This window comes from Luteimonas dalianensis (assembly GCF_049339425.1).
In the GTDB taxonomy this organism is placed as follows: Bacteria; Pseudomonadota; Gammaproteobacteria; order Xanthomonadales; family Xanthomonadaceae; genus Luteimonas; species Luteimonas dalianensis.
Genome location: NZ_JBMPPO010000008.1, coordinates 29,096 through 54,368 on the forward strand (window position 1 = coordinate 29,096; position 25,273 = coordinate 54,368).

General features: G+C 69.8%; 18 protein-coding genes. 12 read left to right on the plus strand and 6 right to left on the minus strand.

All coding sequences use genetic code 11. The annotated features are described in order from the left end of the window. Positions 1 to 97 precede the first annotated feature (97 nt). The 3 genes from acnD (at position 98) to prpF (ending at position 4,584) form a co-directional block, all read left to right on the plus strand. A complete protein-coding gene (gene acnD, locus ACOZ90_RS12295; RefSeq protein WP_422893942.1) occupies positions 98 to 2,707 on the plus strand; it encodes a Fe/S-dependent 2-methylisocitrate dehydratase AcnD in 2,610 nt (869 codons plus the stop codon). Between the two features lie 107 nt (positions 2,708 to 2,814). Beyond that, a complete protein-coding gene (locus tag ACOZ90_RS12300; RefSeq protein WP_422893943.1) occupies positions 2,815 to 3,336 on the plus strand; it encodes a 2'-5' RNA ligase family protein in 522 nt (173 codons plus the stop codon). A gap of 57 nt (positions 3,337 to 3,393) precedes the next feature. After that, on the plus strand, positions 3,394 to 4,584 hold the full coding sequence (prpF, locus tag ACOZ90_RS12305; protein WP_422893944.1) for a 2-methylaconitate cis-trans isomerase PrpF: 1,191 nt from the start codon (positions 3,394 to 3,396) through the stop codon (positions 4,582 to 4,584). 22 nt (positions 4,585 to 4,606) lie between these two features. Here the strand turns inward: prpF and ACOZ90_RS12310 are convergent, their stop codons facing one another. Both ACOZ90_RS12310 and ACOZ90_RS12315 read right to left on the minus strand, forming a co-directional pair. Then, positions 4,607 to 5,065, minus strand: coding sequence for a cell wall hydrolase (locus ACOZ90_RS12310; protein ID WP_422893945.1), 459 nt, complete (start codon positions 5,063 to 5,065; stop codon positions 4,607 to 4,609). A gap of 374 nt (positions 5,066 to 5,439) precedes the next feature. Further along, a complete protein-coding gene (locus tag ACOZ90_RS12315; RefSeq protein WP_422893946.1) occupies positions 5,440 to 7,485 on the minus strand; it encodes an oxidoreductase in 2,046 nt (681 codons plus the stop codon). A 221-nt stretch (positions 7,486 to 7,706) separates the two neighbouring features. Here ACOZ90_RS12315 and ACOZ90_RS12320 point away from each other — a divergent pair, with 221 nt between their 5' ends. From ACOZ90_RS12320 to ACOZ90_RS12330, 3 genes are all read left to right on the plus strand, one after another. Then, on the plus strand, positions 7,707 to 9,146 hold the full coding sequence (locus tag ACOZ90_RS12320) for a bifunctional 2-methylcitrate dehydratase/aconitate hydratase (protein ID WP_422893947.1): 1,440 nt from the start codon (positions 7,707 to 7,709) through the stop codon (positions 9,144 to 9,146). A gap of 183 nt (positions 9,147 to 9,329) precedes the next feature. Next, positions 9,330 to 10,403: an OmpA family protein gene (locus ACOZ90_RS12325; protein WP_422893948.1), complete on the plus strand. Its 1,074-nt coding sequence runs from the start codon at positions 9,330 to 9,332 to the stop codon at positions 10,401 to 10,403. A 144-nt stretch (positions 10,404 to 10,547) separates the two neighbouring features. Further along, complete coding sequence (locus ACOZ90_RS12330; RefSeq protein ID WP_422893949.1) at positions 10,548 to 11,039, plus strand: hypothetical protein; 492 nt, start codon at positions 10,548 to 10,550, stop codon at positions 11,037 to 11,039. Positions 11,040 to 11,045: 6 nt separating this feature from the next. Here ACOZ90_RS12330 and kbl read toward each other — a convergent pair whose 3' ends face one another. The 4 genes from kbl to tdh all read right to left on the minus strand — a co-directional run bounded on the left by kbl (position 11,046) and on the right by tdh (position 17,539). Beyond that, positions 11,046 to 12,239 (minus strand): glycine C-acetyltransferase, encoded by a 1,194-nt coding sequence (kbl, locus tag ACOZ90_RS12335; protein WP_422893950.1) that lies wholly within the window; start codon positions 12,237 to 12,239, stop codon positions 11,046 to 11,048. A 72-nt stretch (positions 12,240 to 12,311) separates the two neighbouring features. Then, complete coding sequence (locus ACOZ90_RS12340; protein WP_422893951.1) at positions 12,312 to 15,599, minus strand: LysM peptidoglycan-binding domain-containing protein; 3,288 nt, start codon at positions 15,597 to 15,599, stop codon at positions 12,312 to 12,314. 120 nt (positions 15,600 to 15,719) lie between these two features. After that, the gene (locus ACOZ90_RS12345) at positions 15,720 to 16,493 is read right to left on the minus strand and encodes a hypothetical protein (protein WP_422893952.1); all 774 of its coding nucleotides are present in this window, start codon (positions 16,491 to 16,493) and stop codon (positions 15,720 to 15,722) included. 11 nt (positions 16,494 to 16,504) lie between these two features. Then, positions 16,505 to 17,539, minus strand: a complete 1,035-nt coding sequence (gene tdh, locus ACOZ90_RS12350; RefSeq protein WP_422894114.1) for an L-threonine 3-dehydrogenase — start codon at positions 17,537 to 17,539, stop codon at positions 16,505 to 16,507. A gap of 149 nt (positions 17,540 to 17,688) precedes the next feature. On the opposite strand from tdh, the gene ACOZ90_RS12355 reads away from it, so the two are divergent. The 6 genes from ACOZ90_RS12355 to ACOZ90_RS12380 all read left to right on the plus strand — a co-directional run bounded on the left by ACOZ90_RS12355 (position 17,689) and on the right by ACOZ90_RS12380 (position 25,234). Continuing rightward, on the plus strand, positions 17,689 to 19,875 hold the full coding sequence (locus ACOZ90_RS12355) for a S46 family peptidase (protein ID WP_422893953.1): 2,187 nt from the start codon (positions 17,689 to 17,691) through the stop codon (positions 19,873 to 19,875). 12 nt (positions 19,876 to 19,887) lie between these two features. Then, positions 19,888 to 20,535: a histidine phosphatase family protein gene (locus ACOZ90_RS12360; protein WP_422893954.1), complete on the plus strand. Its 648-nt coding sequence runs from the start codon at positions 19,888 to 19,890 to the stop codon at positions 20,533 to 20,535. Beyond that, the gene (folC, locus tag ACOZ90_RS12365; protein WP_422893955.1) at positions 20,532 to 21,806 is read left to right on the plus strand and encodes a bifunctional tetrahydrofolate synthase/dihydrofolate synthase; all 1,275 of its coding nucleotides are present in this window, start codon (positions 20,532 to 20,534) and stop codon (positions 21,804 to 21,806) included. The genes ACOZ90_RS12360 and folC overlap by 4 nt, the downstream gene beginning before the upstream one ends. 56 nt (positions 21,807 to 21,862) lie before the next feature. Then, on the plus strand, positions 21,863 to 22,870 hold the full coding sequence (locus ACOZ90_RS12370) for an SPOR domain-containing protein (protein WP_422893956.1): 1,008 nt from the start codon (positions 21,863 to 21,865) through the stop codon (positions 22,868 to 22,870). 76 nt (positions 22,871 to 22,946) lie between these two features. After that, on the plus strand, positions 22,947 to 24,419 hold the full coding sequence (gene purF, locus ACOZ90_RS12375; RefSeq protein WP_422893957.1) for an amidophosphoribosyltransferase: 1,473 nt from the start codon (positions 22,947 to 22,949) through the stop codon (positions 24,417 to 24,419). Then, a complete protein-coding gene (locus tag ACOZ90_RS12380) occupies positions 24,416 to 25,234 on the plus strand; it encodes a ferritin-like domain-containing protein (RefSeq protein WP_422893958.1) in 819 nt (272 codons plus the stop codon). Before purF ends, ACOZ90_RS12380 begins: the two co-directional genes overlap by 4 nt. The last annotated feature ends 39 nt before the right edge of the window (positions 25,235 to 25,273 follow it).

The window sequence follows — 25,273 nt, forward strand, 5'->3', positions numbered from 1 at the left end:
TCGCTCCCGCGGCTTTCAACAGACGCATGTCTGATCATGCGGGAGTGACGGAAAGACCGACCACCGCCAGCAGCCAGCGACCAGCCAGCGAATTGAAATGAACAACGCCTACCGCAAGCCCCTCCCCGGAACCAGCCTCGACTGGTACGACGCCAGTGAGGCGGTTGAAGCCATCAAGCCCGGCGCCTGGGCCACGCTCCCATACACCTCCCGGGTGTACGCGGAGAACATCGTGCGCCGCGCCGATCCGGCGCAGCGCGATGCGTTCCTGGGCCAGCTGATCGAGCGCCGACGCGACTTGGACTTCCCGTGGTTCCCGGCGCGGGTGGTCTGCCACGACATCCTCGGCCAGACCGCGCTGGTGGATCTGGCCGGCCTGCGCGACGCGATCGCCGAGGCCGGCGGGGATCCCGCGCAGGTCAACCCGGTGGTGCCGGTGCAGCTGATCGTCGACCACTCGCTGGCGGTGGAGCACGACGGTTCGGACCCGGCGGCGTTCAACCGCAACCGCGAGATCGAGCAGCGCCGCAACGCCGACCGCTTCCACTTCATCGACTGGACGGCCGAGGCCTTCGAGAACGTGGACGTGATCCCGCCGGGCAACGGGATCATGCACCAGATCAATCTGGAGAAGATGTCGCCGGTGGTCTACGTCGACGACGGCGTGGCCTTCCCCGACACCTGCGTGGGCACCGACAGCCACACCCCGCACGTGGACGCGCTGGGCGTGATCGCCATCGGCGTGGGCGGCCTGGAAGCCGAGAGCGTGATGCTCGGCCGCGCCTCGTGGATGCGCCTGCCGGACATCGTCGCCGTCGAGCTGAGCGGCGAGCCGCAGCCGGGCATCACCGCCACCGACATCGTGCTGGCGCTGACCGAGTTCCTGCGCGCCGAGCGCGTGGTCGGCGCCTACCTGGAGTTCCGCGGCGAGGGCGCCGCAGCGTTGACGGTGGGCGACCGCGCCACCATCTCCAACATGGCGCCCGAGTACGGCGCCACCGCGGCGATGTTCTTCATCGACGACAACACCCTGGACTACCTGCGCCTGACCGGGCGCGAGGAAGAACAGGTGGAGCTGGTGGAGACCTACGCGAAGACCGCCGGCCTGTGGGCCCCGCAGCTGGACACGGCCGAGTACGAGCGCACCCTGCGCTTTGATCTCTCCAGCGTGGTGCGCAACATGGCCGGCCCGTCCAATCCGCATCGCCGGCTGCCGACCTCGGCGCTGGAAGAGCGCGGCATCGCCGGCGACCTGGAAGCCGCGCGTGCCCAGGAAGCCGACGGCAAGCTCCCGGACGGCGCGGTGATCATCGCCGCCATCACCTCCTGCACCAACACCTCCAACCCGCGCAACGTGATCGCCGCCGGCCTGCTGGCGCGCAACGCCAACGCACGCGGGCTGCTGCGCAAGCCGTGGGTGAAGTCCTCGCTGGCGCCGGGCTCCAAGGCGGTGGAGCTGTACCTGCAGGACGCCGGGCTGATGGACGAGCTGGAGAACCTCGGCTTCGGCATCGTCGGCTTCGCCTGCACCACCTGCAACGGCATGAGCGGCGCGCTGGATCCGGAGATCCAGCAGGAAGTGGTCGACCGCGACCTGTACGCGGTGGCCGTGCTCAGCGGCAACCGCAACTTCGACGGCCGCATCCATCCCTACGCCAAGCAGGCCTTCCTGGCCTCGCCGCCGCTGGTGGTGGCCTATGCGATCGCCGGCACCGTGCGCTTCGATATCGAGAAGGACGTGCTGGGCGTGGACGCGGGCGGCAACGCCGTCACCCTCAAGGATCTGTGGCCGAGCGACGAGGAAATCGACGCCATGGTGGCCGCACACGTGAAGCCCGAGCACTTCCGCCAGGTGTACGAGCCGATGTTCAGCCCGCGCGATGCCATCGGCCTGAAGGTGGATCCGCTGTACGACTGGCGCCCGCAGAGCACCTACATCCGCCGCCCGCCGTACTGGGAGGGCGCGCTGGCGGCCCCGCGCACGATGAAGGGCATGCGCCCGCTGGCGGTGCTGGGCGACAACATCACCACCGACCACCTGTCGCCGTCCAATGCGATCCTGGCGACCAGCGCGGCGGGCGAGTACCTGGCCTCAATGGGCGTGCCGGAGGAGGACTTCAACTCCTACGCCACCCACCGCGGGGACCACCTCACCGCGCAGCGGGCGACCTTCGCCAATCCCAAGCTGCTCAACGAGATGGTGCGCGATGAAAACGGCGAAGTTCGCCAGGGTTCGCTGGCGCGGATCGAGCCGGAGGGCGAGGTCACCCGTATGTGGGAGGCGATCGAGACCTATATGGAACGCCGGCAGCCGCTGATCATCATCGCCGGCGCCGACTACGGCCAGGGCTCCAGCCGCGACTGGGCCGCCAAGGGCGTGCGCCTGGCCGGGGTGGAGGCGATCGCCGCCGAGGGCTTCGAGCGCATCCACCGCACCAACCTGGTCGGCATGGGCGTGCTGCCGCTGCAGTTCCAGGAAGGCACCACCCGCAAAACCCTGGGCATCGACGGCAGCGAGACCTTCGACGTTGAAGGCGAGCCCGCCCCCGGCGCCACCCTGACCCTGGTGATCAACCGCAGGAACGGCGAGCGCGTGGAGGTGCCGGTCACCTGCCGCCTGGATTCGGACGAGGACGTGCAGGTCTACAGCGCCGGCGGCGTGCTGCAGCGGTTTGCGCAGGATTTTCTGGCCTCCAGCGCCGCCTGATGTTCGAGCGGCTGCCAGGCGGATCCGAAGCCCACCTTGCGATCAACGACGCGTGGTAGCCGAAGCATGGCCCCCGGCTGCTGTTCATCCTCAGGCTGGCGCCGTCCGTGACCGCCGAGCTTGACGCTGCGATCCGGGCCGCCGGGGTCAAGGCGGCGCTGGGTACGAAGCTGTTCCCGCCTGCGCTCTGGCATCAGTCCGTCTCGGATCGCTACGCCGACCGGCCGGAACTCAGGGAGCGGCTGCTGGCTGCCGGTGGGGACGTACGGGTGCCCGGTTTCAGCATCGATCTCGACCAGTTGCGGAAGGGCAGGAACCCGCGTGGAAACTTCAACGTGGAGGCGCGCCAGCGGAGCGCCTGTTCCGAGCTGGTGACTCTGGTGGATGCAATCAATGAAGCCGTCGCGGCGCATGGCCTGCCGAAGGGTGACGGGCATTCACCGCACGTCACCCTGAGCTACGGCTTCAATGGCGAGCTGCCCGGAACCCAGCCAATGACTCCGGTGGAGTGGCGGGTGGACGCGTTCGAACTGGTGGTTGGTGGCGGGCAGCCCTATGGCTACACCACGCTCGGCCGCTGGACGCTGGGTCCTCCCGCTGCCAGGGCGTCGCAGCCCAGCCTGTTCTGAACTTTTCCCACATGGCCTGCCGGACGCCGGACAGGCATATTTTCGCAGGACTGCACCATGACCGTTCGCAAACCTTCCCATGCCCCGCAGCTGCGGATCCCCGCCACCTACCTGCGCGGCGGCACCTCCAAGGGCGTGTTCTTCCGCCTGGAAGACCTGCCGGAAGCCGCGCAGGCGCCCGGCCCGGCGCGCGATGCGCTGCTGATGCGGGTGATCGGCTCGCCCGACCCGTATGGCAAGCACACCGACGGCATGGGCGGGGCGACGTCCTCGACCAGCAAGTGCGTGATCATTTCGAAGTCCACGCGGCCGGATCACGACGTCGACTATCTCTACGGCCAGGTGTCGATCGACACCGCGTTCGTGGACTGGTCGGGCAACTGCGGCAACCTCAGCACCGCGGTGGGGCCGTTCGCGATCGCCAACGGTTTCATCGACGCCGACCGGCTGCCGGACAACGGTACGTTCGCGGTGCGGGTGTGGCAGGCCAACATCGGCAAGACCATCGTCTGCCACGTGCCGGTGGTGGACGGGCAGGTGCAGGAGACGGGCGACTTCGAGCTGGACGGGGTGACCTTCCCGGCGGCGGAGATCGTGCTGGAGTTCATGGATCCGTCCGATGACGGCGAGGGCGGGGCGATGTTCCCCACCGGCAGCGTGGTCGATGCGCTGGAGGTGCCGGGCGTGGGCACGCTGCAGGCGAGCATGATCACCGCCGGCATTCCGACGGTGTTCGTCAACGCCGCCGACATCGGCTACGCGGGCACCGAGCTGCAGCCGGCGATCAACGAAGATCCGGCCGCGCTGGCGAAGCTGGAGGCGATCCGCGTGGCCGGCGCGCTGCGCATGGGCCTGATCAAGTCGCCGGAGGAGGCGGCCACCCGCCAGCACACGCCCAAGGTGGCGTTCGTCGCGCCGCCGGCAGGCTACGCGGCCAGCAGCGGCAAGCGCATCGAAGCCGGGGATATCGACCTCAACGTGCGGGCGATGTCGATGGGCAAGCTGCACCACGCGATGATGGGCACCTGTGCGGTGGCGATCGCCACCGCGGCGGCGGTGCCGGGAACGCTGGTGAACCTGGCGGCGGGCGGCGGCAAGCGCGAGGCGGTGCGCTTCGGCCATCCCTCGGGAACGCTGCGCGTGGGCGCGGAAGTGCGCGAGCAGGACGGCCGCTGGTCGGTGACCAAGGCGGTGATGAGCCGCAGCGCCCGGGTGCTGATGGAAGGCGCGGTGCGCGTCCCGGCCTGAGGCCGGGTCACGCCGCGGTGGATCAGCTCCGGCGCGGCTTGAGGTTCTGCACCCGCAGGAAGGTGTGGTCGTCGATCACCGCCACCTGGTAGGCGTTGCGCCAGCTGGGGGCGGCGATGGCGTGGGCCATGAAGTGGCTCGCGCCGGGCACCACTTCGCGGCGCATGTCCACCGGCAGCGCCCAGTTGCGCTCGGATTCGATCGCCACCGTCATCGAGTGGGCCAGCGCGGCCTGGTTGCGCAGGCGCATCTGGTGGGAAACGATGCCCGGCGCGAACTGCTTGCGCGCGGTGACCACTTCACACATCGTCTCGCCCCACAGGCCGCTTTCCTGGCGGCGCAGGGCCACCTCGGCCACGGCCTGCTGGCCGCGCAGCGACTGGTTGCGCGCCTCCAGGTACACGGTGGTGCCCAGGCACACCGAATCGGCCGCGGGCTGCGGCATGAGCGAGGCGAACCAGAGGATCCAGCCCAGTGTCATCGTTGTAACTCCTTGCTTCGTTGCTCCGCGGCCTCGGCTGCCTGTCCCCTTGGGGATCACGGCATCAGCGACCTGGACCGGCATGGCGAATGGGCGCACCCGGCCAGGCCGGACGCTCGCGAACGGTTCGCGACAAGAAGGGCTGCGACTCTTTGGCGCCTTGGTGCCCCGCATCCGGCGCCGCGCAGATGGGCGTGGGCTCGGATCGGCCCGCGGCGGCAGTGCCAGCCCGGGCTGCGCGCACCTTAATGGCGCGAATCCGAACTCAACCTGAATGCGAAGGCTTGACTTTGGCCGCGGCACGGCCCCGATTGCTGCGGCGCAGCATGGGCGCCGGCGGCCCGGATCCGGCCGCGCGCGCCCGCGGGCAGGCCTCAGAAACCCGCCGCCAGCCGCGAGCCCTGGTCGATGGCGCGCTTGGCATCGAGCTCGGCGGCCACGTCCGCGCCGCCGATGAGCCGGGGTTCAACGCCTGCGGCCCGCAGCGGTTCCAGCAGCGTCCGCCGCGGCTCCTGCCCGGCGCAGACCACCACGTGATCCACGTCCAGCAGCCGCTCCTCGCCTTCGACACGGATCCGCAGGCCGGCGTCGTCCACGCCCAGGTATTCCACCCCGCCCAGCGTGGTGACGCCCTTGGCCCGGATGGCGGCGCGGTGGATCCAGCCGGTGGTCTTGCCCAGCCGGGTGCCCAGCCGGCCCGGGGTGCGCTGCAGCAGCCAGACCTGGCGTGCCGGCGGTTCCGGCTGCGGCGTCGTGAGCGCGCCGGGGCCGTCGAACCCGGCATCCACGCCCCATTCGCGCATCCACAGCGCCGGATCCAGGCTGGGCGACGGGCCGGAGTGGACGAGGAGTTCGGCCACGTCGAAGCCGATCCCGCCGGCGCCGATGATCGCCACCCGCGCGCCCGGCACCACCCGGCCCGACACCACGTCCCGGTAGCCGACCACGCGCGGGTGGTCGCTGCCGGGGAAGGCGACCTGCCGCGGCTCGATCCCGGTCGCCAGCACCACTTCGTCAAAGCCCGCCAGCGCTTCCACGCCGGCGCGGGTGGAAAGCCGCACCTCCACCCCGGTCTCCTGCAGCCGGTGGCCGAACCAGCGCAGGGTCTCGGCAAATTCCTCCTTGCCGGGGATGCGTTTGGCGAGGTTGAACTGTCCGCCGATCACATCCGCCGCTTCGAACAGGGTCACCCTGTGTCCGCGTTCGGCCGCCACCGTGGCGCAGGCCAGTCCCGCCGGCCCGGCGCCGACCACGGCGATGCGCCGGGCGGCGGCAGCCGGCCGGTACACCAGCTCGGTCTCGAAGCACGCGCGCGGGTTGACCAGGCAGGTGGCCCGGCGGTTCTTGAAGATGTGATCCAGGCAGGCCTGGTTGCAGGCGATGCAGGTGTTGATGGCGTGGGCGCGGCCGGCGCGGGCCTTGTTGGCCCATTCGGGGTCGGCCAGCATCGGCCGCGCCATCGACACCAGGTCGGCGCCGCCGGAAGCAAGCACCGTCTCGGCCACGTCGGGCATGTTGATGCGGTTGCTGGCCACCAGCGGCAGCTTCACGTGTTCGCGCATCTTCGCCGTGGCCCCGGCGAAGGCGGCGCGCGGCACCGAGGTGGCGATGGTCGGCACCCGCGACTCGTGCCAGCCGATGCCGGTATTGAGGATGGTCGCGCCGGCGGCCTCGACCGCCTTCGCCTGGGTCACGATCTCGTCCCAGTCCGAACCCTCCGGCACCAGCTCGGCCATCGACTGCCGGTAGATGAGGATGAAGTCGTCGCCGCAGGCCTTGCGCACGCGCTCCACGATCTCGGTGGCAAAGCGCATCCGGTGCTCCAGCGGGCCGCCCCAGCGGTCATCGCGCCGGTTGGTGCGCGCGCTGGCGAACTCGTTGATCAGGTAGCCCTCCGAGCCCATGATCTCGACGCCGTCGTAGCCGGCCTCGCGGGCCAGGCACGCGGCCTTTGCATAGGCGTCGATGGTGCGCTCCACCCCGCGCGCGGACAGCGCCCGCGGCGTGAACGGAGTGATCGGCGACTTGATCCGCGAGGGCGCCACCGACAGCGGGTGGAAGGCGTAGCGGCCGGCGTGCAGCAGCTGCAGGCAGATCTTCGCGCCGTGCGCGTGCACCGCGTCGGTGACCTGGCGGTGCTTGCCCACCTCCCACGGCCAGCCCAGCCGGCTGGCGAACGGCTTCAGCCAGCCCTCCACGTTGGGCGAGAAGCCGCCGGTGACGATCAGCCCGACCCCGCCTGCGGCGCGCTCGGCGAAATAGGCGGCGAGCTTGGGGAAGTCGCTTCGGCGATCTTCCAGGCCGGTATGCATCGACCCCATCAGCACCCGGTTGCGCAGGCTGGTGAAGCCCAGGTCCAGCGGCGTGAACAGGTGTGGGTAGGGCGACGGGGTGGCGGGCTGGCCGTAGGGCTGCGGCATATCCGGATACGCTGGCGTATGGAAAGCCGCAGGGTGCCGGGAATCACCGCGTCCGGCAAGCCGCCCGACCACGCAAGGCAAAGGCCAGCCTGCCCCAGCCCACGGTGCCGCCCAGCCACCAGCCGATCACCAGCCGGTCACCAGCACCGTGGCTCGGCGTGGACTGCGCGGTAACGCAACCGCTGGCAGCATGGCCGTGAATCCGCAGCCGGAGCCCGCCGATGCCTGCCCAGGACGCCCGTTCCGCAGCACGCCCCGATCCCGACCGGTCGATGGTGGACATCGCCGATTACGTGCTCGACGCCCGGATCGAATCGAACGAGGCCTGGGACACGGCCCGCTACATGCTGGCCGACTCGATGGCCTGCGCCATGCTGGCGATGAAATTCGAGGACTGCACCCGCCACCTGGGCCCGCTGGTTCCGGGCGGCGAGATCCCGGGCGGGGCGCGGGTGCCCGGCACCCGGTTCGAGCTGGATCCGGCCCAGGCCGCCTTCAACATCGGCACCCTGGTGCGCTGGCTGGACTTCAACGACACCTGGCTGGCCGCCGAGTGGGGGCATCCGTCCGACAACCTCGGCACGATCCTCGCCGTGGCCGACTGGCTGGCGCGCCGGGAGGGCAGGGCCATCAGCATGCGCGACGTGCTCGGCTGGGCGATCAAGGCCCACGAGATCCAGGGCGTCTACGCGCTGCGCAACGCCTTCAACCGGGCCGGCCTGGATCACGTGATCCTGGTGCGGCTGGCCTCCACCGCGGTGGCGACCGCGATGCTGGGCGGCAGCCGGGACGAGGTGATCGCCGCGGTCTCGCACTCCTGGATCGACAACGGCGTGCTCAGGACCTACCGCCACGCGCCCAACACCGGCCCGCGCAAGAGCTGGGCCGCCGGCGACGCCTGCCGCCGGGCGGTGACCCACGCGCTGAACGCGGTGCACAGGAAGGCGGCGGGCTATCCGAGCGCGGTCAGTGCGCAGACCTGGGGCTTCCGGGACGTGGCGTTCGGGGGCAAGGAGTTCGAGTTCGAGCGGCCCTTCGGCAGCTACGTGATGGAGAACATCCTGTTCAAGATCAGCTGGCCGGCCGAATTCCACGCCCAGACCGCGGTGGAGTGCGCGATGCGGCTGCATGACCAGGTGCGCGACCGGCTGGACGACATCGAGCGGGTCGAGATCCACACCCAGGAGGCGGCGATCCGGATCATCGACAAGACCGGGCCGCTGGACAATTACGCCGACCGCGACCACTGCCTGCAGTACATGGTGGCAGTACCGCTGATCTTCGGCCGCCTCGGCGCCCGGGATTACGGCGACGAGGTGGCCGCCGATCCGCGCATCGACGCCCTGCGCGGGCGGATGCGGGTCAGCGAGGATCCGCAGTTTACCCGCGACTATTTCGACCCCGACAGGCGCTATATCGGCAACGCGGTGCAGGTGTTTTTCAGGGATGGCTCGGCGACGGAGAAGGTGTCGGTGGATTATCCGGTCGGGCATCGGCGAAGGCGTGGGGAAGGCATTCCGCTGCTGCTGGCGAAGTACCGGGATGCCCTGGAAGCCCACCTGCCGGCGGGCCAGGCCGGGAGGCTGGTTGCGCTGGCCGGCGATCCGGAAGCACTGGACCGGATGCCCGTGCAGGAATACCTTGACCTCTACCGCAGCTGAACAGAGGGGGCGCAGTGGTGTGTCCCCGCAAGCGTTATGTTACTGTTAACGCCGTCTTCACGCGGGTGTCCCTAGCCTGTGCCTCGAAGGTTTGGGCCTGCGCGGCCTGAAAAGCAAGACCTTGGTAACAGTCATACAAAACGAAACACACGCTTTATCCCCCTTGATCAAGGAGCATTACGGATGAAAATGAAACTCCTCTGTGCCGCGCTTGCCGGCGGCCTGGGCCTGGCCTCGGCGGCCAATGCGCAGGAGTTCGACGACCGCTGGTACCTGACCGCGGGCGCGGGCTACAACTTCCAGGACGGTGACCGTCGCACTGACGACGCCCCCCAGGTTTCGCTGGGTCTGGGCAAGTTCATCAGCCCGGTGTGGTCGGTTGATGCCGAGCTCAACTACCAGAACCCGAGCTTCGACAGCACCATCGCCGGTGCCAACCGCGACCTGAACTGGAGCCAGTACGGCGTTTCGTTCGACTTCCGCCGCCACTTCATCAATGAAGGCCGCAACTGGAACCCGTACATGCTGTTCGGCGTTGGTTACCAGCGCAGCGAGGAAGAGTTCGACGCGTTCCCGAACCCGGTTTCGCCGGGCGAGCGTGAAGACGGCAACTTCTCCGCCAAGTTCGGTGGTGGCGTGCAGGGCACCTTCACCAACCGCGTTGCGGTTCGTGCCGAAGTCTTCGCCCGCGGCGACTTCGACGATGACAGCTACGCTGCCAACGGCGCGCTGGATTGGGGCGGCTACCCGCACAACCAGGAAGAGAGCAGTTTCATCGATTACGTGGCCCAGGTTGGCCTGATCATCCCGCTGGGTCCGGAGCCGACCGCCCCGGTTGCCCCGCCGCCGCCGCCGCCGCCGCCGCCGGCCCCGGCCGAGCCGCCGCCGCCTGCTCCGATCACCATTGATCTGACCGGCGTGAACTTCGACTTCGACCGTTCGACCCTGCGCCCGGATGCGGTGCAGATCCTGAACGAGGCTGTCGAAATCCTGCGTCGCTACCCGGATCTGGGTGTCGAGGTTGCCGGTCACACCGACTCGGTCGGTACCGAGCAGTACAACCAGGGCCTGTCCGAGCGTCGCGCCCAGGCTGTGTACGACTACCTGACCAGCAACGGCATTGATGCGAGCCGCCTGCAGGGCCCGACCGGCTACGGCGAGAGCCGTCCGATCGCGCCGAACACCAACCCGGATGGCACCGACAATCCGGAAGGTCGCGCCCGCAACCGCCGTACCGAGCTGAACGTCCAGAACTGATTGGACCAACGCTCATGCAACACCAGGAAGCCCGGCCCAGTGCCGGGCTTCCTGCTTTCTGAACGGGCCTTTTTGAAACAAGGGTTTGCGGCGGACAGTTGAGGCGAATACACTGCTTTCGCCGCCTCCCCGGGACTCCCTGACATGTACAAGGCCACCGTCATCGCCCTGCTGCTGGCCGCAGCGCCTCTCGCCTCCCACGCAGCCACCGATTGCTCGCGCGCTTCGGCGCCTGCCGCGGTGGCGACCTCGCCGACCATGCTGGCTCCGGTTGCATCCGAGCTGGTGGCGCCCGACTACCGGCTGGGTGGCCACGGCGGCGTGCTCTCGCGCGGCTACGGCGAGGCCCAGTCGCTGGATCAGGTCCTGCTGCGGCTGAGCGTGGAGGGCTGTGCGGCGCTGGCGCCGGGAGTCGCGGTGATCGACCCGACCGGCTACGTCAAGCAGACCGAGTTCGACAACACTCCGTACCGCTTCAACATGACCCAGGATGGCAAGCGGATGACCGCCGACGACTTCGACGCCTGGCTGCAGGCCAACGGCTACAGCGTCGGGCGCCGGGTGGATCCCAACGCGCCGGCCACGCCGGAGCTGACCGACGTGCTGCCGGTCAGCGAGGTTCCCAGCGGGGAGTGAGCCGCCTCAGGCGGCGATGACGCCCAGCTCGCGGCCGATCCGGGTGAAAGCATCGATCGCGTGGTCCAGGTGCTCGCGGGTATGCGCCGCGCTCATCTGGGTGCGGATCCGGGCCTGCCCCTGGGGCACCACCGGGAAGAAGAACCCGATCGCGTAGATGCCTTCCTCGAGCAGGCGCTCGGCGAAGCGCTGCGCCAGCGGCGCGTCGTACAGCATCACCGGCACGATCGGATGCTCGCCCGGCTTGAGGTCGAAGCCGGCTTCGGTCATGCGCTCGCGGAAGTAGGCGGTGTTCTCCGCCAGCCGCGTGCGCAGCTGGCCGGCGGCATCCAGCATCTGGAATGCCTTGGTGCCCGCGGCCACCACGTGCGGCGGCAGCGAGTTGGAGAACAGGTAGGGCCGCGAGCGCTGGCGCAGCATCTCGATCACCTCGGCGCTGGCGGTGGTGAAGCCGCCGATGGCACCGCCCATGGCCTTGCCCAGGGTGCCGGTGATGATGTCGATCTTCTCCAGCACGCCCTTGACCTCGGCCGAACCGCGTCCCGTGGCGCCGATGAAGCCGGTGGCGTGGCACTCGTCGATGTGCACCAGCGCGTCGTATTTTTCAGCCAGCGCGGTGATCTGGTCGAGCGGGGCGATGAAGCCATCCATCGAGAACACGCCGTCGGTGGTGATCATGATCGTGCGCGCGCCGTCGGCCCTGGCCTGCTTGAGCTGCGCCTCCAGGTCGGCCATGTCGCAGTTGGCGTAGCGGTAGCGCCTGGCCTTGCACAGGCGCACGCCGTCGATGATCGAGGCGTGATTGAGGGCGTCGGAGATGATCGCGTCCTCCGGCCCCAGCAGCGGCTCGAACAGGCCGCCGTTGGCGTCGAAGCAGGCCGCGTAGAGAATGGTGTCCTGCTTGCTGAAGAAGTCCGAGATCGTCTTCTCCAGCTCCTTGTGCAGGTTCTGGGTGCCGCAGATGAAGCGCACCGAGGCCAGCCCGAAGCCGTGCGAATCCAGCGCGTCCTTCGCCGCCTGGATCAGGTCCGGATGGTCGGCCAGGCCCAGGTAGTTGTTGGCGCAGAAGTTCAGCACCGTGCGCCCGTCCTCGAGCGTGATCTCGGCCGACTGCGGGCCGGTGATGATGCGCTCGGACTTGAACAGGCCGGCGTCGCGGATCTCGGCGAGGGTTTCGTTGTAGCGTTCTGTCAGGGACATGGCGGCATGGCGATGAGGGAGGCCACCATTCTAGCCGGCCGCGGAAAACCCGTCGGCCGGCATGTGCGCTGATCAGAACACCCGGCCCCAGGTATTCTCCCAGACCCATTCGCCGGCATCGGCCAGCTTGCCCACGACGTCCTGGGCGAAGCCGATGCCCGCATCTGCCAGCTTGCCGAGGGCTTCCATGCCGGCGTCACCCAGGTCGGCCAGGCCGTCGATGATCTCCTTGGCTCCATCGGACAGTTCGGTGCCCCACGCCTCGATGATGCGGCTCGCGGCTTCCCCGCCTTCGGTCAGCAGGTTGGACACCACCGACTTGGCCGATTCGACGCCCTGGTCGACGAAGCTGACCAGAGCCTCGGTGGCGCGCTCGGCCGCGTCCCCGATGCCCTCGGCGAGGTTGCCCAGCGCCTCCAGGGCAGCATCGCGCACGGCGGTGGCGGATTCGATCGGGTTCTCGACGATGTACACCAGGGTGTCCACCGCCGCTTCGCCGGCCTCGGCCAGGCGGGCAATGGCCACGTCGGCCAGTGCCGCCGCGCTCTCGCCGATCTCCAGGAGCTGGTCGTAGGCGGCGATGGCAAGGTCGCCGGCCTCGGAAATGACGTCCACCAGGACGTCACGGGCCAGTGCCGCTGCCTCACCCGGGTTGTTGGCGACCCAGCCAACGAACTCCAGGCCGCGCTGGCCCAGTTCAAGGGCGCCCTGCAGAACCTGATCGATCCTGTCGCCGACCGCGTCCAGGGTCTCCAGTGCGGATTCGCCCAGCTGCAGCAGCGCGTCATGCGCGGTCTCGAGTGCCGCCATGGCGGTCTCGGCGATCCGGCGGCCTGCATCGGTCGCCATTTCAAGGCCCTGTTCAACCATGTCGCCCAGCGCCTGTGCGGCCAGTTCGGCCGCTTCGCCGGGATTGCTGGCGATCCAGGCCAGGGTCTCGATCCCCTTTTCGCCCAGCTCCTTGAGGTCGTTGATGATGCCGGTGAGCTGCTCGCGGGCCAGCTCCGCCAGTTCGCCAACGCCCTCGGCGACGGCGTTGAGCTGTTCGATCGCCTCCTGCACCAGGGTTTCGGCGGCGTCGCCCAGGATGCTCGGGTCGCGGATGATGTCGGCCAGCAGGTGCAGCCCGTCGGCGGTCAGCGACATGCCGTCGCCGAATACTTCCGCCTGCAGCTCGCCCAGGCGTGCGGTGCTCTCCGCGGTGAGGTCGACGCCGCCGTTGATCAGGTCCTCGCTCTTCTCCACCGCGCCTTCGGGCTCGAAGATCAGCATCAGCTCGGTGAATGCCTGTGGCCCGGTCAGCAGCGTGCCGGCGATCGCGGCATCCACATAGCCTGGAGCCTCCCAACCGTCCGGATCCTGACGGTAGTTGGTGATCTCCTGCTCCAGCACCACGTCGAGCACCAGGCTGGAAACGCCGATCAGCACCGAGCCGGCAGTGGTGAAGGGAATGGTGACGCCGAAGGCTTCGATGATGCTTGCCAGCGCGTCAACGGCGTTGGCCTTGCCGCCCTGCAGGGCCAGGTAGCGCAGCTCCGGCGGCAGGCTGGTATCGGTTGAGATCTGGGTGAAGCGATAGCTGTCGATCCCAGCGGGGATCGCGCCGGCAACCGGGATCAGCTTGGCGAGGTTGCGCAGCAGGCTTCCGGCCACCGCCGCGGTGATGCGGATGTCCATCGCCCCGAGCAGGTTCATCGAGTCGTTGATCATCCGCCCGAGCAGGCGGCTGTCGACGTCCACTCCGTCCAGGGCCTTGAGCAGGTCTCCGAACGCGCCGGCGCCGGCGGTGTCCGCCACGCCCAGGATCCGGATCGCGGTGTCGGCGTCGAACTCCTTGAGCAGTTTGCCCAGCTGGCCGCGTGCGTCGGCGGGCATCCCGTCAACCAGCTCGGCCAGCACCTCCGCCGCGGGGCGACCGTTGATGGTGGACGTAAGCAGATCGTCGGCCACGTCCGGACCCAGGCTGCCGATTGCCTTGAGGGTGGCCGCCGCGGACTCCGCCGACTTGCCATCCAGCGCACTGAGCAGGTTGTCCAGCGCTTCGGGGTTGCGCAGGTTGCCCAGCACCGTGCCCAGCTCGCTGGCCACATCCTCGCCGGCAGCCGCCAGGCGTGCGATGTCGCTGGCCTGCTCCGGAGTCAGGTTTTCCACCAGCTCCGGTGAGAGCTTGCCGCGCAGGGAGTCGGGGATGAGGTCGCCGCCGGGCAGCTTGCCCACCTCTTCGGCAATGGCGTCGGCGTCGGGGATGCTGCCGCCGCGGATCAGCTCCTGGATGCGCTCCACGTCGCCAGCCACATCCGGTACGTTGGCGTAGAGCTGGGCGGCCGCCTGGGCCTTGTCCGTGAGTGATGCGTCGGGATCGAGCAGGGTGATCGCCGCCGACAGCGTGCCGGTGATCGAGTCCAGCGCGCGCAGGCGATTGGCCAGCTGCGGGAACTGGTCACCCAGCGCCGACTGCAGCGAAGTGGCGATGGAAAGTGCGGCCTCCGCCTTGTCGGCGGCCGAGGCGTCGGGGTCGAGCAGCGTGTCGATGCCGCTCAGGATGCCGGCGGCGTTGGGGAGCTGGGACAGGTGCTGCTCGAAGAATTCGGAGGCACCGCTGCCGAGTACGTCGCCGACCTTGTCGAGCAGGGTCAGCGCGGCGGCAGCGCGATCCACCGGGGAGGTTCCCGCATCGATGAGCTGGGACAGGGCGGAAAGTGCGTCGGCGCTGTCGGCAATGCGCGTGAGGGTCTCATCGGAGATCCCGGCCTGTTCCAGCAGTGCGCGCACGTCATCCGCGGACAGGTTCTTGGCGAGCTTGCCGAGCGCTTCGAGCTTCTCGGACATGTCGCCGCTGCCGAGCGCCTCGACCTGGTCGATCAGCTCGCGCGCTTCGGCGGCGGTGAGATTGTCGGCGCCTTCGATGCCCTCGAGCAGGGCCTGTTCATCGGCTGTCAGCGCGGCGGGGTGGGGGATGATGAGCTCGGTGCCCACGTCCAGGGCCGGATTGTCCGGGTCCAGGCCGTTGGCTTCGGCGAGGCTCTCGGCGTCAGTGTCGTGATGGCTGGCGATGTCGTCCAGCGTCTCGCCCTGTTCCACCGTATGGGTGCTGGCTGAATCGCCGTCCTCTTGGTCGATCGGCACCTGAACCGTGTCCCCCTCTTCCAGCGGGTCGCTGGCAGCGGGCAGGTCCGGATTCGCCTCTTCCATGCGTCCGGAGCTGATGCCGTAGCGCTGTCCCAGGCTCTCAAGCGATTCGCCGCGCTGGGCCTGAACCTCCACGGTACGGGGCTCTGCAGCTGGCTGCCGCGTGGGCTGCCAGGTGGGCTGGGCGATATAGGGGCTGTAACGCAGATCGGGGGTAAGGGGATTGACCACTGGGCAGCTTCCGCGCAAGGGGTATGCCAAGTCTTCCCTGATGCGGGCCTGGAAACAATTCAGGGTGTTCCCTAGATTGTCCTGTGGAAAACGCCCTCCGGGCCGCCGCCCCGGTTGGGGTTACAGCGGCTGTTCCGCGCCCACGTAGCCGTCGAAATCCGGTGCTGCGCCGTCCACGCACTCGCTCTGCGAGCCAATGGAAACAAACTCGGGCCAGTCACTGCCGCTTGCCGGGCGGCCGTATTCGATGCGATGGGCCCGCAGGTGCGGGTCCGCGCTTGCACAGCCATCCACGCGCGCGCCCTCGAATCGGGCAACGGTGGCGGCCTGGTCACCGTCGAAGGTCAAGACCGTCAGGTCGGTCTCGACGACGCCCTCCTGGCTGGTGTCCACGCGCAGTACCAGCTCATTGCTGCCGTTGCCGTCGATATCCGGCGAGGCGAGCAGGTAGCGTACGCCTTCGCCATCCATGCGCAGCGGCTCCTGCCCACCCAGGATCACGATCCAGCGGCTGCCGTCGGCCGTGTCCGCAAGATGCGCCTGCTCCCTTGAGCGGGGGCGGGTGAAGGCACCGTCCAGGCTTCCGACGATGGTTGCCTGGCTTCCAAGCGCCGCCGACACGGCTTCGCTGGTGCGTCCGTCCGGATCCGCGGTCCGGGCCTTGGCGTCGATACGCATGTCCATCAGGACAGCGCGCGAAGCGTCGGGCAGCTCATCGGCCCCGGCCTGGCGCATGCTGGCCAGCGGCGTCGGATCGACCGTGATCACGGCTGCGGCTGCGCCGTCCGGAACATCGGCCTGCTGGCTGGACGGGGACGGATCCCCGCCGCGGCAGCCGGCGAGCATCACGGCCACAGCGAGGATCGACAGGAGACGCTGCGAGGTGGTCGGCATGCGGGGAGCCCTCAATTCCAGTTGAGCACCACCTTGCCACACTTGCCCGCTTCCATCAGGTCAAAGCCCTTCTGGAACTCGTCGGCCGGCAGCTGGTGGCTGAGGATCTTGTGCAGCGGGAAGCCGCCCAGCACCAGCTGGGTCATCTTGTACCAGGTCTCGTACATGCGCCGGCCGTAGATGCCCTGCACGGTCAGGCCCTTGAAGATGATGCGATCCCAGTCGATGCCCGCGCCCTTGGGCAGGATGCCCAGCAGCGCGACCTTGCCGCCGTGGTACATGCAGTCGAGCATGTCGTTGAAGGCGTGCGGGTTGCCGCTCATCTCCAGGCCCACGTCGAAGCCTTCCAGGTGCAGGTCGGCCATCACTTCCTTTACCGAGGCATTGGTCACGTTGACCACCCGGGTGGCGCCCATGTCGGCGGCCAGCTTGAGGCGGTAGTCGTTGACGTCGGTGACCACCACGTTGCGCGCGCCGATGTGCTTGCAGATGCCGGCGGCCATGACCCCGATCGGGCCGGCGCCGGTGATCAGCACGTCCTCGCCGACCACGTCGAACTCCAGCGCGCAGTGCGCCGCGTTGCCGTAGGGGTCGAAGAACGCCGCCAGCTCGCTCGGGATCTGGTCGGGGATCGGCCACAGGTTGCTGGCCGGCATCACCACGTAGTCGGCGAAGGCGCCGTCGCGGGCAACGCCGATGCCCACCGTGTTGGGGCACAGGTGCTGCTTGCCGGCGCGGCAGTTGCGGCAGTGCCCGCACACCAGGTGGCCTTCGGCCGAGACCCGCTGGCCGACTTCGTAGCCGCCCACGCCCGGGCCAAGCGCGGCGACGCGGCCGACGAATTCGTGGCCCACCACCAGGCCGGGCCTGATGGTGCGCTGGCTCCACTCGTCCCACAGGTAGATGTGCAGGTCGGTGCCGCAGATTGCGGCCTTTTCAACCCGGATCAGCACCTCGTTGGGCCCCGGCGCGGGCACCGGGACTTCTTCCATCCACATGCCCTTGGCGGCCTCGCGCTTGACCAGCGCGCGCATGGTGGTGGGGATCTGGCTGGGCTGGCCCATCGGGCGGTCTTCCATCTGCGAACGTGCCGCTGATTATACGCGGCGAGGTCGCATGGCAGCCCGCTGCCGGCCGGGGCGCGGGCCGCGCGGCGGGGTAAACTCGCCGGCTGTTGCCCCGACTGGACTGCCGCATGCGTAACGCCCCGATCCCTGCCTTCCTGGCCACCCTGGCACTGGCCGCCGCCGCCACAGGCGCTCCCGCTCCCGCCCAGGCGGGCGAGGGCATGTGGGTGCCCCAGCAGCTGCCCGAGATCGCGGGGCCGCTGCGCGAAGCCGGGCTGCGGCTGGCCCCGGAGCAGCTGGCCGACCTGACCGGCGACCCGATGGGCGCGGTGGTGTCGCTGGGCGGTTGCACGGCCAGCTTCGTCTCCCCGGGCGGCCTGGTGGCGACCAACCACCACTGCGCCTACGGCGCGATCCAGCTCAACTCCACCCCGGAAGACAACCTCATGCATTCCGGGTTCTATGCCCCGCAGCGCGATGGCGAGCTGAGCGCCGGCCCCAACGCGCGGATCTTTGTGCTCGATTCCATCCGCGACGTCACCGCCCAGGTGCACGGAGCGATCGACGCCGCGCCCGATCCGATCGGCCGCGCCCGCGCGCTGGAGTTCATCGAAAAGCGCCTGGTGGCCGACTGCGAGCACGAGGACGGCTATCGCTGCCGCCTGTACAGCTTCTCCGGCGGCAACGAATACCGGATGTTCCGCAACGTCGAGATCCGCGACGTGCGCCTGGTGTACGCGCCGCCGGGCGGGATCGGCAACTTCGGCGGCGAAGTCGACAACTGGATGTGGCCGCGCCACACCGGCGACTTCGCCTTCTACCGCGCCTACGTCGGCCCGGACGGCAAGCCGGCCGATCACGACGAGGCCAACGTGCCCTACGAGCCGACGCACTGGCTGAAGTTCTCCGACCGGCCGCTGCGCGACGGCGACTTCGTCATGGCCGCGGGCTACCCCGGGCGCACCAACCGCTATGCGCTGGTGGCCGAGTTCGAACAGACCGAGCAGTGGACGTATCCGATCATCAGCCGGCATTACAAGGCGCTGATCGACCTGGTCGAGGCCGAGGGGCGCGAAAACCCCGAGATCGGGGTGCGCTACGCCGCCACCATGGGCGGCTGGCGCAACACCTCCAAGAACTACGACGGCCAGCTGGAAGGCTTCGCCCGCATCGACGCAGCCGGGCGCAAGAGTGCCGAGGAGGCCGCGGTGCTGGAGTGGCTGGAGGCCCAGGGCGAGGCCGGCCGCCCGGCGCTGGACGCCTATGCCGAGCTGTTGGAGATCGCCGGCGAGGCCAGTACCACCCGCGAGCGCGACCTGATCCTGGGCCAGCTGCACCGGCTGGGCACGGTGGGGCTGGCGATGCGCCTGTACCGCAACGCGATCGAGCGCACCCGCCCCGACCCGGACCGCGAGCCCGGCTACCAGCAGCGCGACCAGCCGCAGATCGCCGGCGCGGTGGCGCAGATGGATCGCCGCTACCACCCGGACATGGACACGATTCTGCAGCGCTACTGGCTGCAGCAGTACCTGGCGCTGCCGGCCGAACAGCGGGTGGCGGCGATCGACGAATGGCTGGGCGGTGACGACGAGGCGGCGGTGGAAGCGGCCCTGGAGCAGCTTGCCGGCACCGGCCTGGCCAACGCCGACGGGCGCACGACCTGGCTGACGGCTGACCGCGGGATGTTCGAGGCCAGCGATGATCCGGCCATTCGCTACGCGGTGGCGGTGACCCCGGGCGTGATCGAGCAGGAGATGGCGCGCAAGGCGCATGCGGGCCGGATCCTGCAGGCGCGCCCGGCCTTCCTGCAGGCGGTGGCGGATTACCGCCGCAGCCGCGGCGAGCACGTGTACCCGGATGCCAACTCCTCGCTGCGCATCACCTTCGGCAACGTCACCGGCTACCGCGGCCTGGACGGCACCCGCCACCGGCCGTTCACCCGGCTGGAGGAGATCGCCGACAAGGCCACCGGCGAGGATCCGTTCCAGGCGCCGCAGCCGCTGCTGGACGCGATCGCGGACAAGCGCCACGGCGGCCTGGCCGACCGCAAGCTGCGCTCTGTGCCGGTGAACTTCCTGTCCGACCTGGACGTGACCGGCGGCAACTCCGGTTCGCCGGTGCTCGACGGCGACGGCCGCCTGGTGGGCCTGCTGTTCGACATGAACTGGGAGTCGGTGAGTTCCAACTGGGTGTTCGACGCCGACATGACCCGCACCATCTCGGTCGACCAGCGCTACATGCGCTGGGTGATGCAGGAGGCGTACCCGGCGCCCGAGCTACTGGAGGAACTCGACCTGCCGCAGATGCGGCGCTGACGGAGCACGGCGATGAGGATCCTGCTTGCACGCCACGGCGAGACCCCGTGGAACGCTGCCGGCCGCTACCAGGGCCAGGAAGACATCGCCCTCTCGCCGGTGGGCGAGGCGCAGGCGGTCTCGCTGGGGCGGCGGCTTGAAAATGTGCGGATCGACCGCGCGGTGGCCTCGCCGCTGTCGCGCGCCCGGTGCACGGCCGAGCTCGCGCTGGGGTCCGGCCGCGCCGAAATGCTGCAGATCGATCCCGGCCTGCAGGAGATCAACCACGGCAGCTGGGAAGGCCTGCTGGCCAGCGAGATCCACGAGCGCGACCCGGAGCGCCTGCGCGCCTGGCGCGAGGCACCCGACAGCGTGCGCATGCCCGATGGCGGCGAGTCGCTGCAGGACGTGTTCGACCGTTCGTGGTCGGCGCTGGTGCGCGCCAGCGAAGGACTGGCTGCGGACGAGACCCTGCTGGTCGTCGCCCATGACGCCGTCAACCGGGTGATCCTGTGCCGGGTGCTCGGCATCCCGTTCTCGCGCCTGTGGACGTTCCGCCAGGCGCCCACGACGCTCAACCTGCTTGAAGGCGACAGCGTGGAGCAGCTGGAAGTGGTGCGCCTGAACGACTGCGCCCACCACACCCCGCTGTTCGGCGAGGCCGTGCACCGGGCGCTGTGAAGCGCGATCTCGCCCAGTGGCTGGCCTGGATCGAGGGCCGCCACCCCAAGGCCATCGACATGGGCCTGGAGCGGGTGCGCCGGGTGGCCGAACGCCTGCAGCTGCCGCGCCCCGCGCGCCAGGTGATCACCGTGGCCGGCACCAACGGCAAGGGCTCCACGGTGGCCTTCATCGAGGCGATCGCGCGCGAGCAGGGCTGGCGCACCGGGGCCTACACCTCGCCGCACCTGTTCGACTACGGCGAGCGGGTGCGCATCGACGGCGCTCCCGTGGACGACGGCGCGCTGGTCGAGGCTTTCGAAGCGGTGGAGGCGGCGCGCGCGGCGGGCGACGCGGTCTCGCTGACCTATTTCGAGTACGGCACCCTGGCGGCGCTGTGGCTGTTCGCGCGCCAGCCGCTGGAGCTGGTGGTGCTGGAGGTCGGCCTGGGCGGGCGGCTGGATGCGACCAACATCGTCGATCCCGACGTGGCGGTGGTGACCACGGTCGACCTGGATCACAGCGACTGGCTGGGCGACGACCGCGAGGCGATCGGCGTGGAAAAGGCCGGCGTTGCCCGGGCCTGGAAGCCGCTGGTGCTGGGCGAGGACGATCCGCCGGCCAGCGTGCTGCGCCACGCTTACACCATCGGCGCGTCCGCGATCCGGGCCGGCTGCGACTTCTTCTTCGAGCCGGTTGACGCTGCCCGCTGGCGCTGGCGCGAGGTCGGCCATGAGATCGAGCTGCCCTACCCGTCGCTGCGCGGGCCGGTGCAGGTGCGCAACGCGGCCAGCGCCATCGCCGCCCTGCGCGCGCTGGACGCGCAGGTGTCCGATGAGGCCATCGCCCGCGGCGTTGCTGCGGCGCGGGTGCCCGGGCGGCTGCAGCCGTTCGACCTGGACGGGGTGGAAGTGGTGGTCGACGTCGGCCACAACCCGCAGGCCGCGCGCGAGGTGTCGGCGTGGCTGGCGTCCATGCCGGCGGCCGGGTGCACGCGCGCGGTGCTGGCGGCCTTGGCGGACAAGGACGTGGCGGGCGTGGTGGATGCGCTGGTCGGCCAGGTGCACGCATGGCACCTGGCGGGGCTGGAGCAGGTGCCGCGGGGGCTGGATGCCGACGCCCTGGGCGAGCGCCTGGCCGGAACCGCGGCGGCGCCGGCCACGCGCCATGCGGGCGTCGCCGAGGCCCTGGAGGCGGTGCGTGCCGCGTCGGCGGACGGCGACCGGATCCTGGTGCTGGGCTCGTTCCACACCGCGGCCGCGGCGCTCGGCCTGCTGCAGGGGCGGCATTAAGAAGCCGGCCTTGGGCGGCGCGTATAATCGCCGGGCCCCCGCTGCTGACGATGCCGATGGATCCACGACTGAAACAACGCCTGATCGGCGCGGCCGTGCTGGTCGCGCTCGCGGTGATCTTCCTGCCCATGCTGGTCAAGGGGCCCGCGCCGGACAGCGGCGTATCGGATCTGTCGCTGGATCTGCCCGAGCAGCCGGCCGCTTCAGGCACCGTGACCCGCGACCTGCCGTTGGTGGCGCCGCGTCCGCGTCCGGACGAGGGTGCGCTGGGGCTGGGTGCCCGGCCCCGTGACGGGGGCGTGTCGGCAGACGGGTCGTTGCCGACGGTCGATACCGCCGATGCCCGCAATCCCGATGCGGCGCAGCTGGCAGGCGCGGGACAGGAGCACGATCAGGTCGCGGGCTCGGGCGAACCCGGCGAAGCCGCGGCGGCAGCTGCCGAAACCGCGCCGGAGCCCGAGCCGGAGCAGGCCCTTCCGGCCACCACCGCCGGCGGCGACTACCTGGTGCGCTTTGGCAGCTACGGCGACCGCGCCAATGCGGACACCGTGGTCGAGCGCCTGAAGCGCGAAGGCTTCCCGGCCAGCAGCGCCCGCGCCCAGGTGGCGGGCAAGGACGTGTGGCGGGTGAACATCGGCGCCTACGCCAGCCGCGCCCAGGCCGAGGCGGTGCGCGTGCGCGCCGCGCAGGTCGGCCCCAACAACGCAACGGTGGTGGCGGCGGACGCGCAGCCGGCCCGGCAGCCCAGCGCGCCGGAACCCGCGCGGACAGCCGCCGCCGAGCCTCCGGCGCCGCCGCCCGCGCCCGCGGCTCCCGCAGCGGCCGCCGACGTGGGCTTCGTGGTGCAGCTGGGCGCGTTCTCCAATGCCGCTGATGCCACCGCCATGCGCGACCGCCTGCGCGGGCTCGGCTTCACCGCGTTCACCGACACCGTACAGACCGACCGGGGCGTGCTCACGCGGGTCAAGGCCGGGCCGGTGGTGAGTCGCGCCGAGGCCGAGCAGCTCAAGACGCAGATCCAGGGCCGGACGCAGATCGACGGCATGGTGCGCTCGCACCCCTGAGTGACCCTTCCAGGCCCGGTCGCCTGCTGGCAGCCGGGCCGGTTTCCTTATCCTCCAGCATCCGGGCAGACCTTCCATGTGCGGCATCATCGGCATCGTCGGAACCACTGAAGTCGCACCAGCGCTGTATGACGGGCTCACCGTCCTCCAGCACCGTGGCCAGGACGCGGCGGGCATCGCCACCGCCTCGGGCACCTCGCTGCGGGTGGACAAGGGCAACGGCCTGGTGCGCGACGTGTTCGACGAGCGCAGCATGCAGCTGCTGCAGGGGCGGATGGGGATCGGCCACTGCCGCTACCCGACCGCGGGCAGCGAGGGCATCGACGAGGCGCAGCCGTTCTACGTCAACTCGCCGTTCGGCATCGCGCTGGCGCACAACGGCAACCTTATCAATACCGATGCGCTGCGGCGCGAGGTGTTCGAGCAGGATCGGCGCAACGTCAACACCCAGTCGGATTCGGAGGTGCTGCTCAACGTGTTCGCGCACGAGCTGGATCGCGAGCGCGAGCTGGGGCCCGAGTCCGCGTTCCGCGCCATCGAGGGCGTGCACCGGCGCTCGCGTGGCGGATACGCGGCGGTGGCGGTGGTGCTGGGGCTGGGCCTGGTGGCGTTCCGCGATCCCAACGGCATCCGCCCGCTGGTGCTGGGACGCAAGGTCACCGAGGCGGGAACCGAGTACGCGGTGGCCTCCGAGTCGGTGGCGCTGGACATCCTGGGCTTCGAGCGCCTGCGCGACGTGGCGCCGGGCGAGGGCGTGGTGGTCACCGTCCGTGGCGAGCTGTATCACCGCCAGTGCGCCGAGCCGGGCGCGCTGACCCCGTGCATCTTCGAGTACGTGTACTTCGCGCGGCCGGACTCGATGATCGAGAACATCTCGGTGCACAAGGCGCGCATGCGCATGGGCGTGACCCTGGGCGAGAAGATCCTGCGCGAGCGGCCCGATCACGACATCGACGTGGTGATCCCGATCCCCGACACCTCGCGTGATTCGGCGCTGGAACTGGCCCAGGTGCTGGGAGTGAAGTACCGCGAGGGCTTCATCAAGAACCGCTATGTCGGGCGCACCTTCATCATGCCGGGGCAGGGCGAGCGGAAGAAGTCGGTGCGGCGCAAGCTCAACCCGATCCCGCTGGAATTCCGCAACCGGGTGGTGCTGCTGGTGGACGATTCGATCGTGCGCGGCACCACCTCGCACCAGATCGTGCAGATGGCGCGCGATGCCGGTGCGCGCAAGGTGTACCTGGCCTCGGCGGCGCCGCCGGTGCGCTTCCCGAACATCTACGGCATTGACATGCCCACGCCCGAGGAGCTGATCGCGCACGAGCGCAGCGAGGCGGAGATCGAGCGCATGATCGGCTGCGACTGGCTGGTGTACCAGGACCTGGAAGACCTGGAGCTGGCGGTGGCCGGGCCCAAGTTCCCGGGCATGCGGTTCGACTCGTCGTGCTTCAGCGGCGAGTACGTGACCGGGGTGGAACCGGACTATTTCGACGAGCTGAAGCGGCTGCGCTCGGACGAGGCCAAGCGCCAGCGCCGCCTGGCGCTGTGAGCGCGCAGGCGGGGCCGGCGACGCTGTTCGAGGCGGCGCGTGCGTGCCTGGATGCGGCTGATGTCGACGACAAGATCGCGCTGACCCGGCGGTTTGCGGCGGCGTTTGCCGACGGCGCGCTGCCGGTACCCGGTGAGGCGCCTCCGCCCGAACCGATCCGCATGCCCGGGCGGCCGCCGAGGCCGCGGATGGTGCATCCGCGCGAGCTTCCCAGGCGCGGCCTGGGTACGGATGAGGGGCGGGCGGCGTTCATCCATGCGATCGCGCATATCGAGCTGAACGCGGTGGATCTGGCGTGGGATGCGGCGTACCGGTTCCGCGGCATGCCGGCGGACTTCTACGCGGACTGGGTGCGGATCGCGGACGACGAGGCGCGGCACTTCCTGATGCTGCGCGAGCGGCTGCGGGCGCTGGGCCACGATTACGGCGATTTCGACGCCCACAACGGGCTGTGGGAGGTGTGCGAGAAGACGGCGCACGACGGCATGGCGCGGATGGCGCTGGTGCCGCGGGTGCTGGAGGCGCGCGGGCTGGACGTGACGCCGGGGATGATCGTGAAGCTGCGCGCGGTGGGCGATGCGGACACGGCGGCGGTGCTGGAGGTGATCCTGGAGGAGGAGGTGAGCCACGTGGCCGCCGGGAGCCGCTGGTTCCACTGGCACTGCGAGCGGGCGGGGATCGCGCCCGATCCGAAGTTCCGCGAGCTGCTGGCGGAGTACGCGCGGGCCGTGCTGCACGGGCCATTCAACGTGGATGCGCGGGCGGCTGCGGGGTTCAGTGAAGAGGAGCTCGCCGCCCTGCGGGAGTTGTCGTAGGGCGCGCGATCGTGTTGGCGGCCTTCATGTTTTGCGACG

What these genes read in the sequence shown, in the direction of transcription:
- ACOZ90_RS12345 (WP_422893952.1), bottom strand. Translation starts at nt 16,493, where the DNA reads ATGCCGACCACCTCGCAGCGTCTCCTGTCGATCCTCGCTGTGGCCGTG.
- ACOZ90_RS12320 (WP_422893947.1), top strand. Translation starts at nt 7,707, where the DNA reads ATGCCTGCCCAGGACGCCCGTTCCGCAGCACGCCCCGATCCCGACCGG.
- prpF (WP_422893944.1), top strand. Translation starts at nt 3,394, where the DNA reads ATGACCGTTCGCAAACCTTCCCATGCCCCGCAGCTGCGGATCCCCGCC.
- acnD (WP_422893942.1), top strand. Translation starts at nt 98, where the DNA reads ATGAACAACGCCTACCGCAAGCCCCTCCCCGGAACCAGCCTCGACTGG.
- ACOZ90_RS12355 (WP_422893953.1), top strand. Translation starts at nt 17,689, where the DNA reads ATGCGTAACGCCCCGATCCCTGCCTTCCTGGCCACCCTGGCACTGGCC.
- kbl (WP_422893950.1), bottom strand. Translation starts at nt 12,239, where the DNA reads ATGTCCCTGACAGAACGCTACAACGAAACCCTCGCCGAGATCCGCGAC.
- purF (WP_422893957.1), top strand. Translation starts at nt 22,947, where the DNA reads ATGTGCGGCATCATCGGCATCGTCGGAACCACTGAAGTCGCACCAGCG.
- ACOZ90_RS12360 (WP_422893954.1), top strand. Translation starts at nt 19,888, where the DNA reads ATGAGGATCCTGCTTGCACGCCACGGCGAGACCCCGTGGAACGCTGCC.
- ACOZ90_RS12310 (WP_422893945.1), bottom strand. Translation starts at nt 5,065, where the DNA reads ATGACACTGGGCTGGATCCTCTGGTTCGCCTCGCTCATGCCGCAGCCC.
- ACOZ90_RS12370 (WP_422893956.1), top strand. Translation starts at nt 21,863, where the DNA reads ATGGATCCACGACTGAAACAACGCCTGATCGGCGCGGCCGTGCTGGTC.
- ACOZ90_RS12315 (WP_422893946.1), bottom strand. Translation starts at nt 7,485, where the DNA reads ATGCCGCAGCCCTACGGCCAGCCCGCCACCCCGTCGCCCTACCCACAC.
- ACOZ90_RS12325 (WP_422893948.1), top strand. Translation starts at nt 9,330, where the DNA reads ATGAAAATGAAACTCCTCTGTGCCGCGCTTGCCGGCGGCCTGGGCCTG.
- ACOZ90_RS12330 (WP_422893949.1), top strand. Translation starts at nt 10,548, where the DNA reads ATGTACAAGGCCACCGTCATCGCCCTGCTGCTGGCCGCAGCGCCTCTC.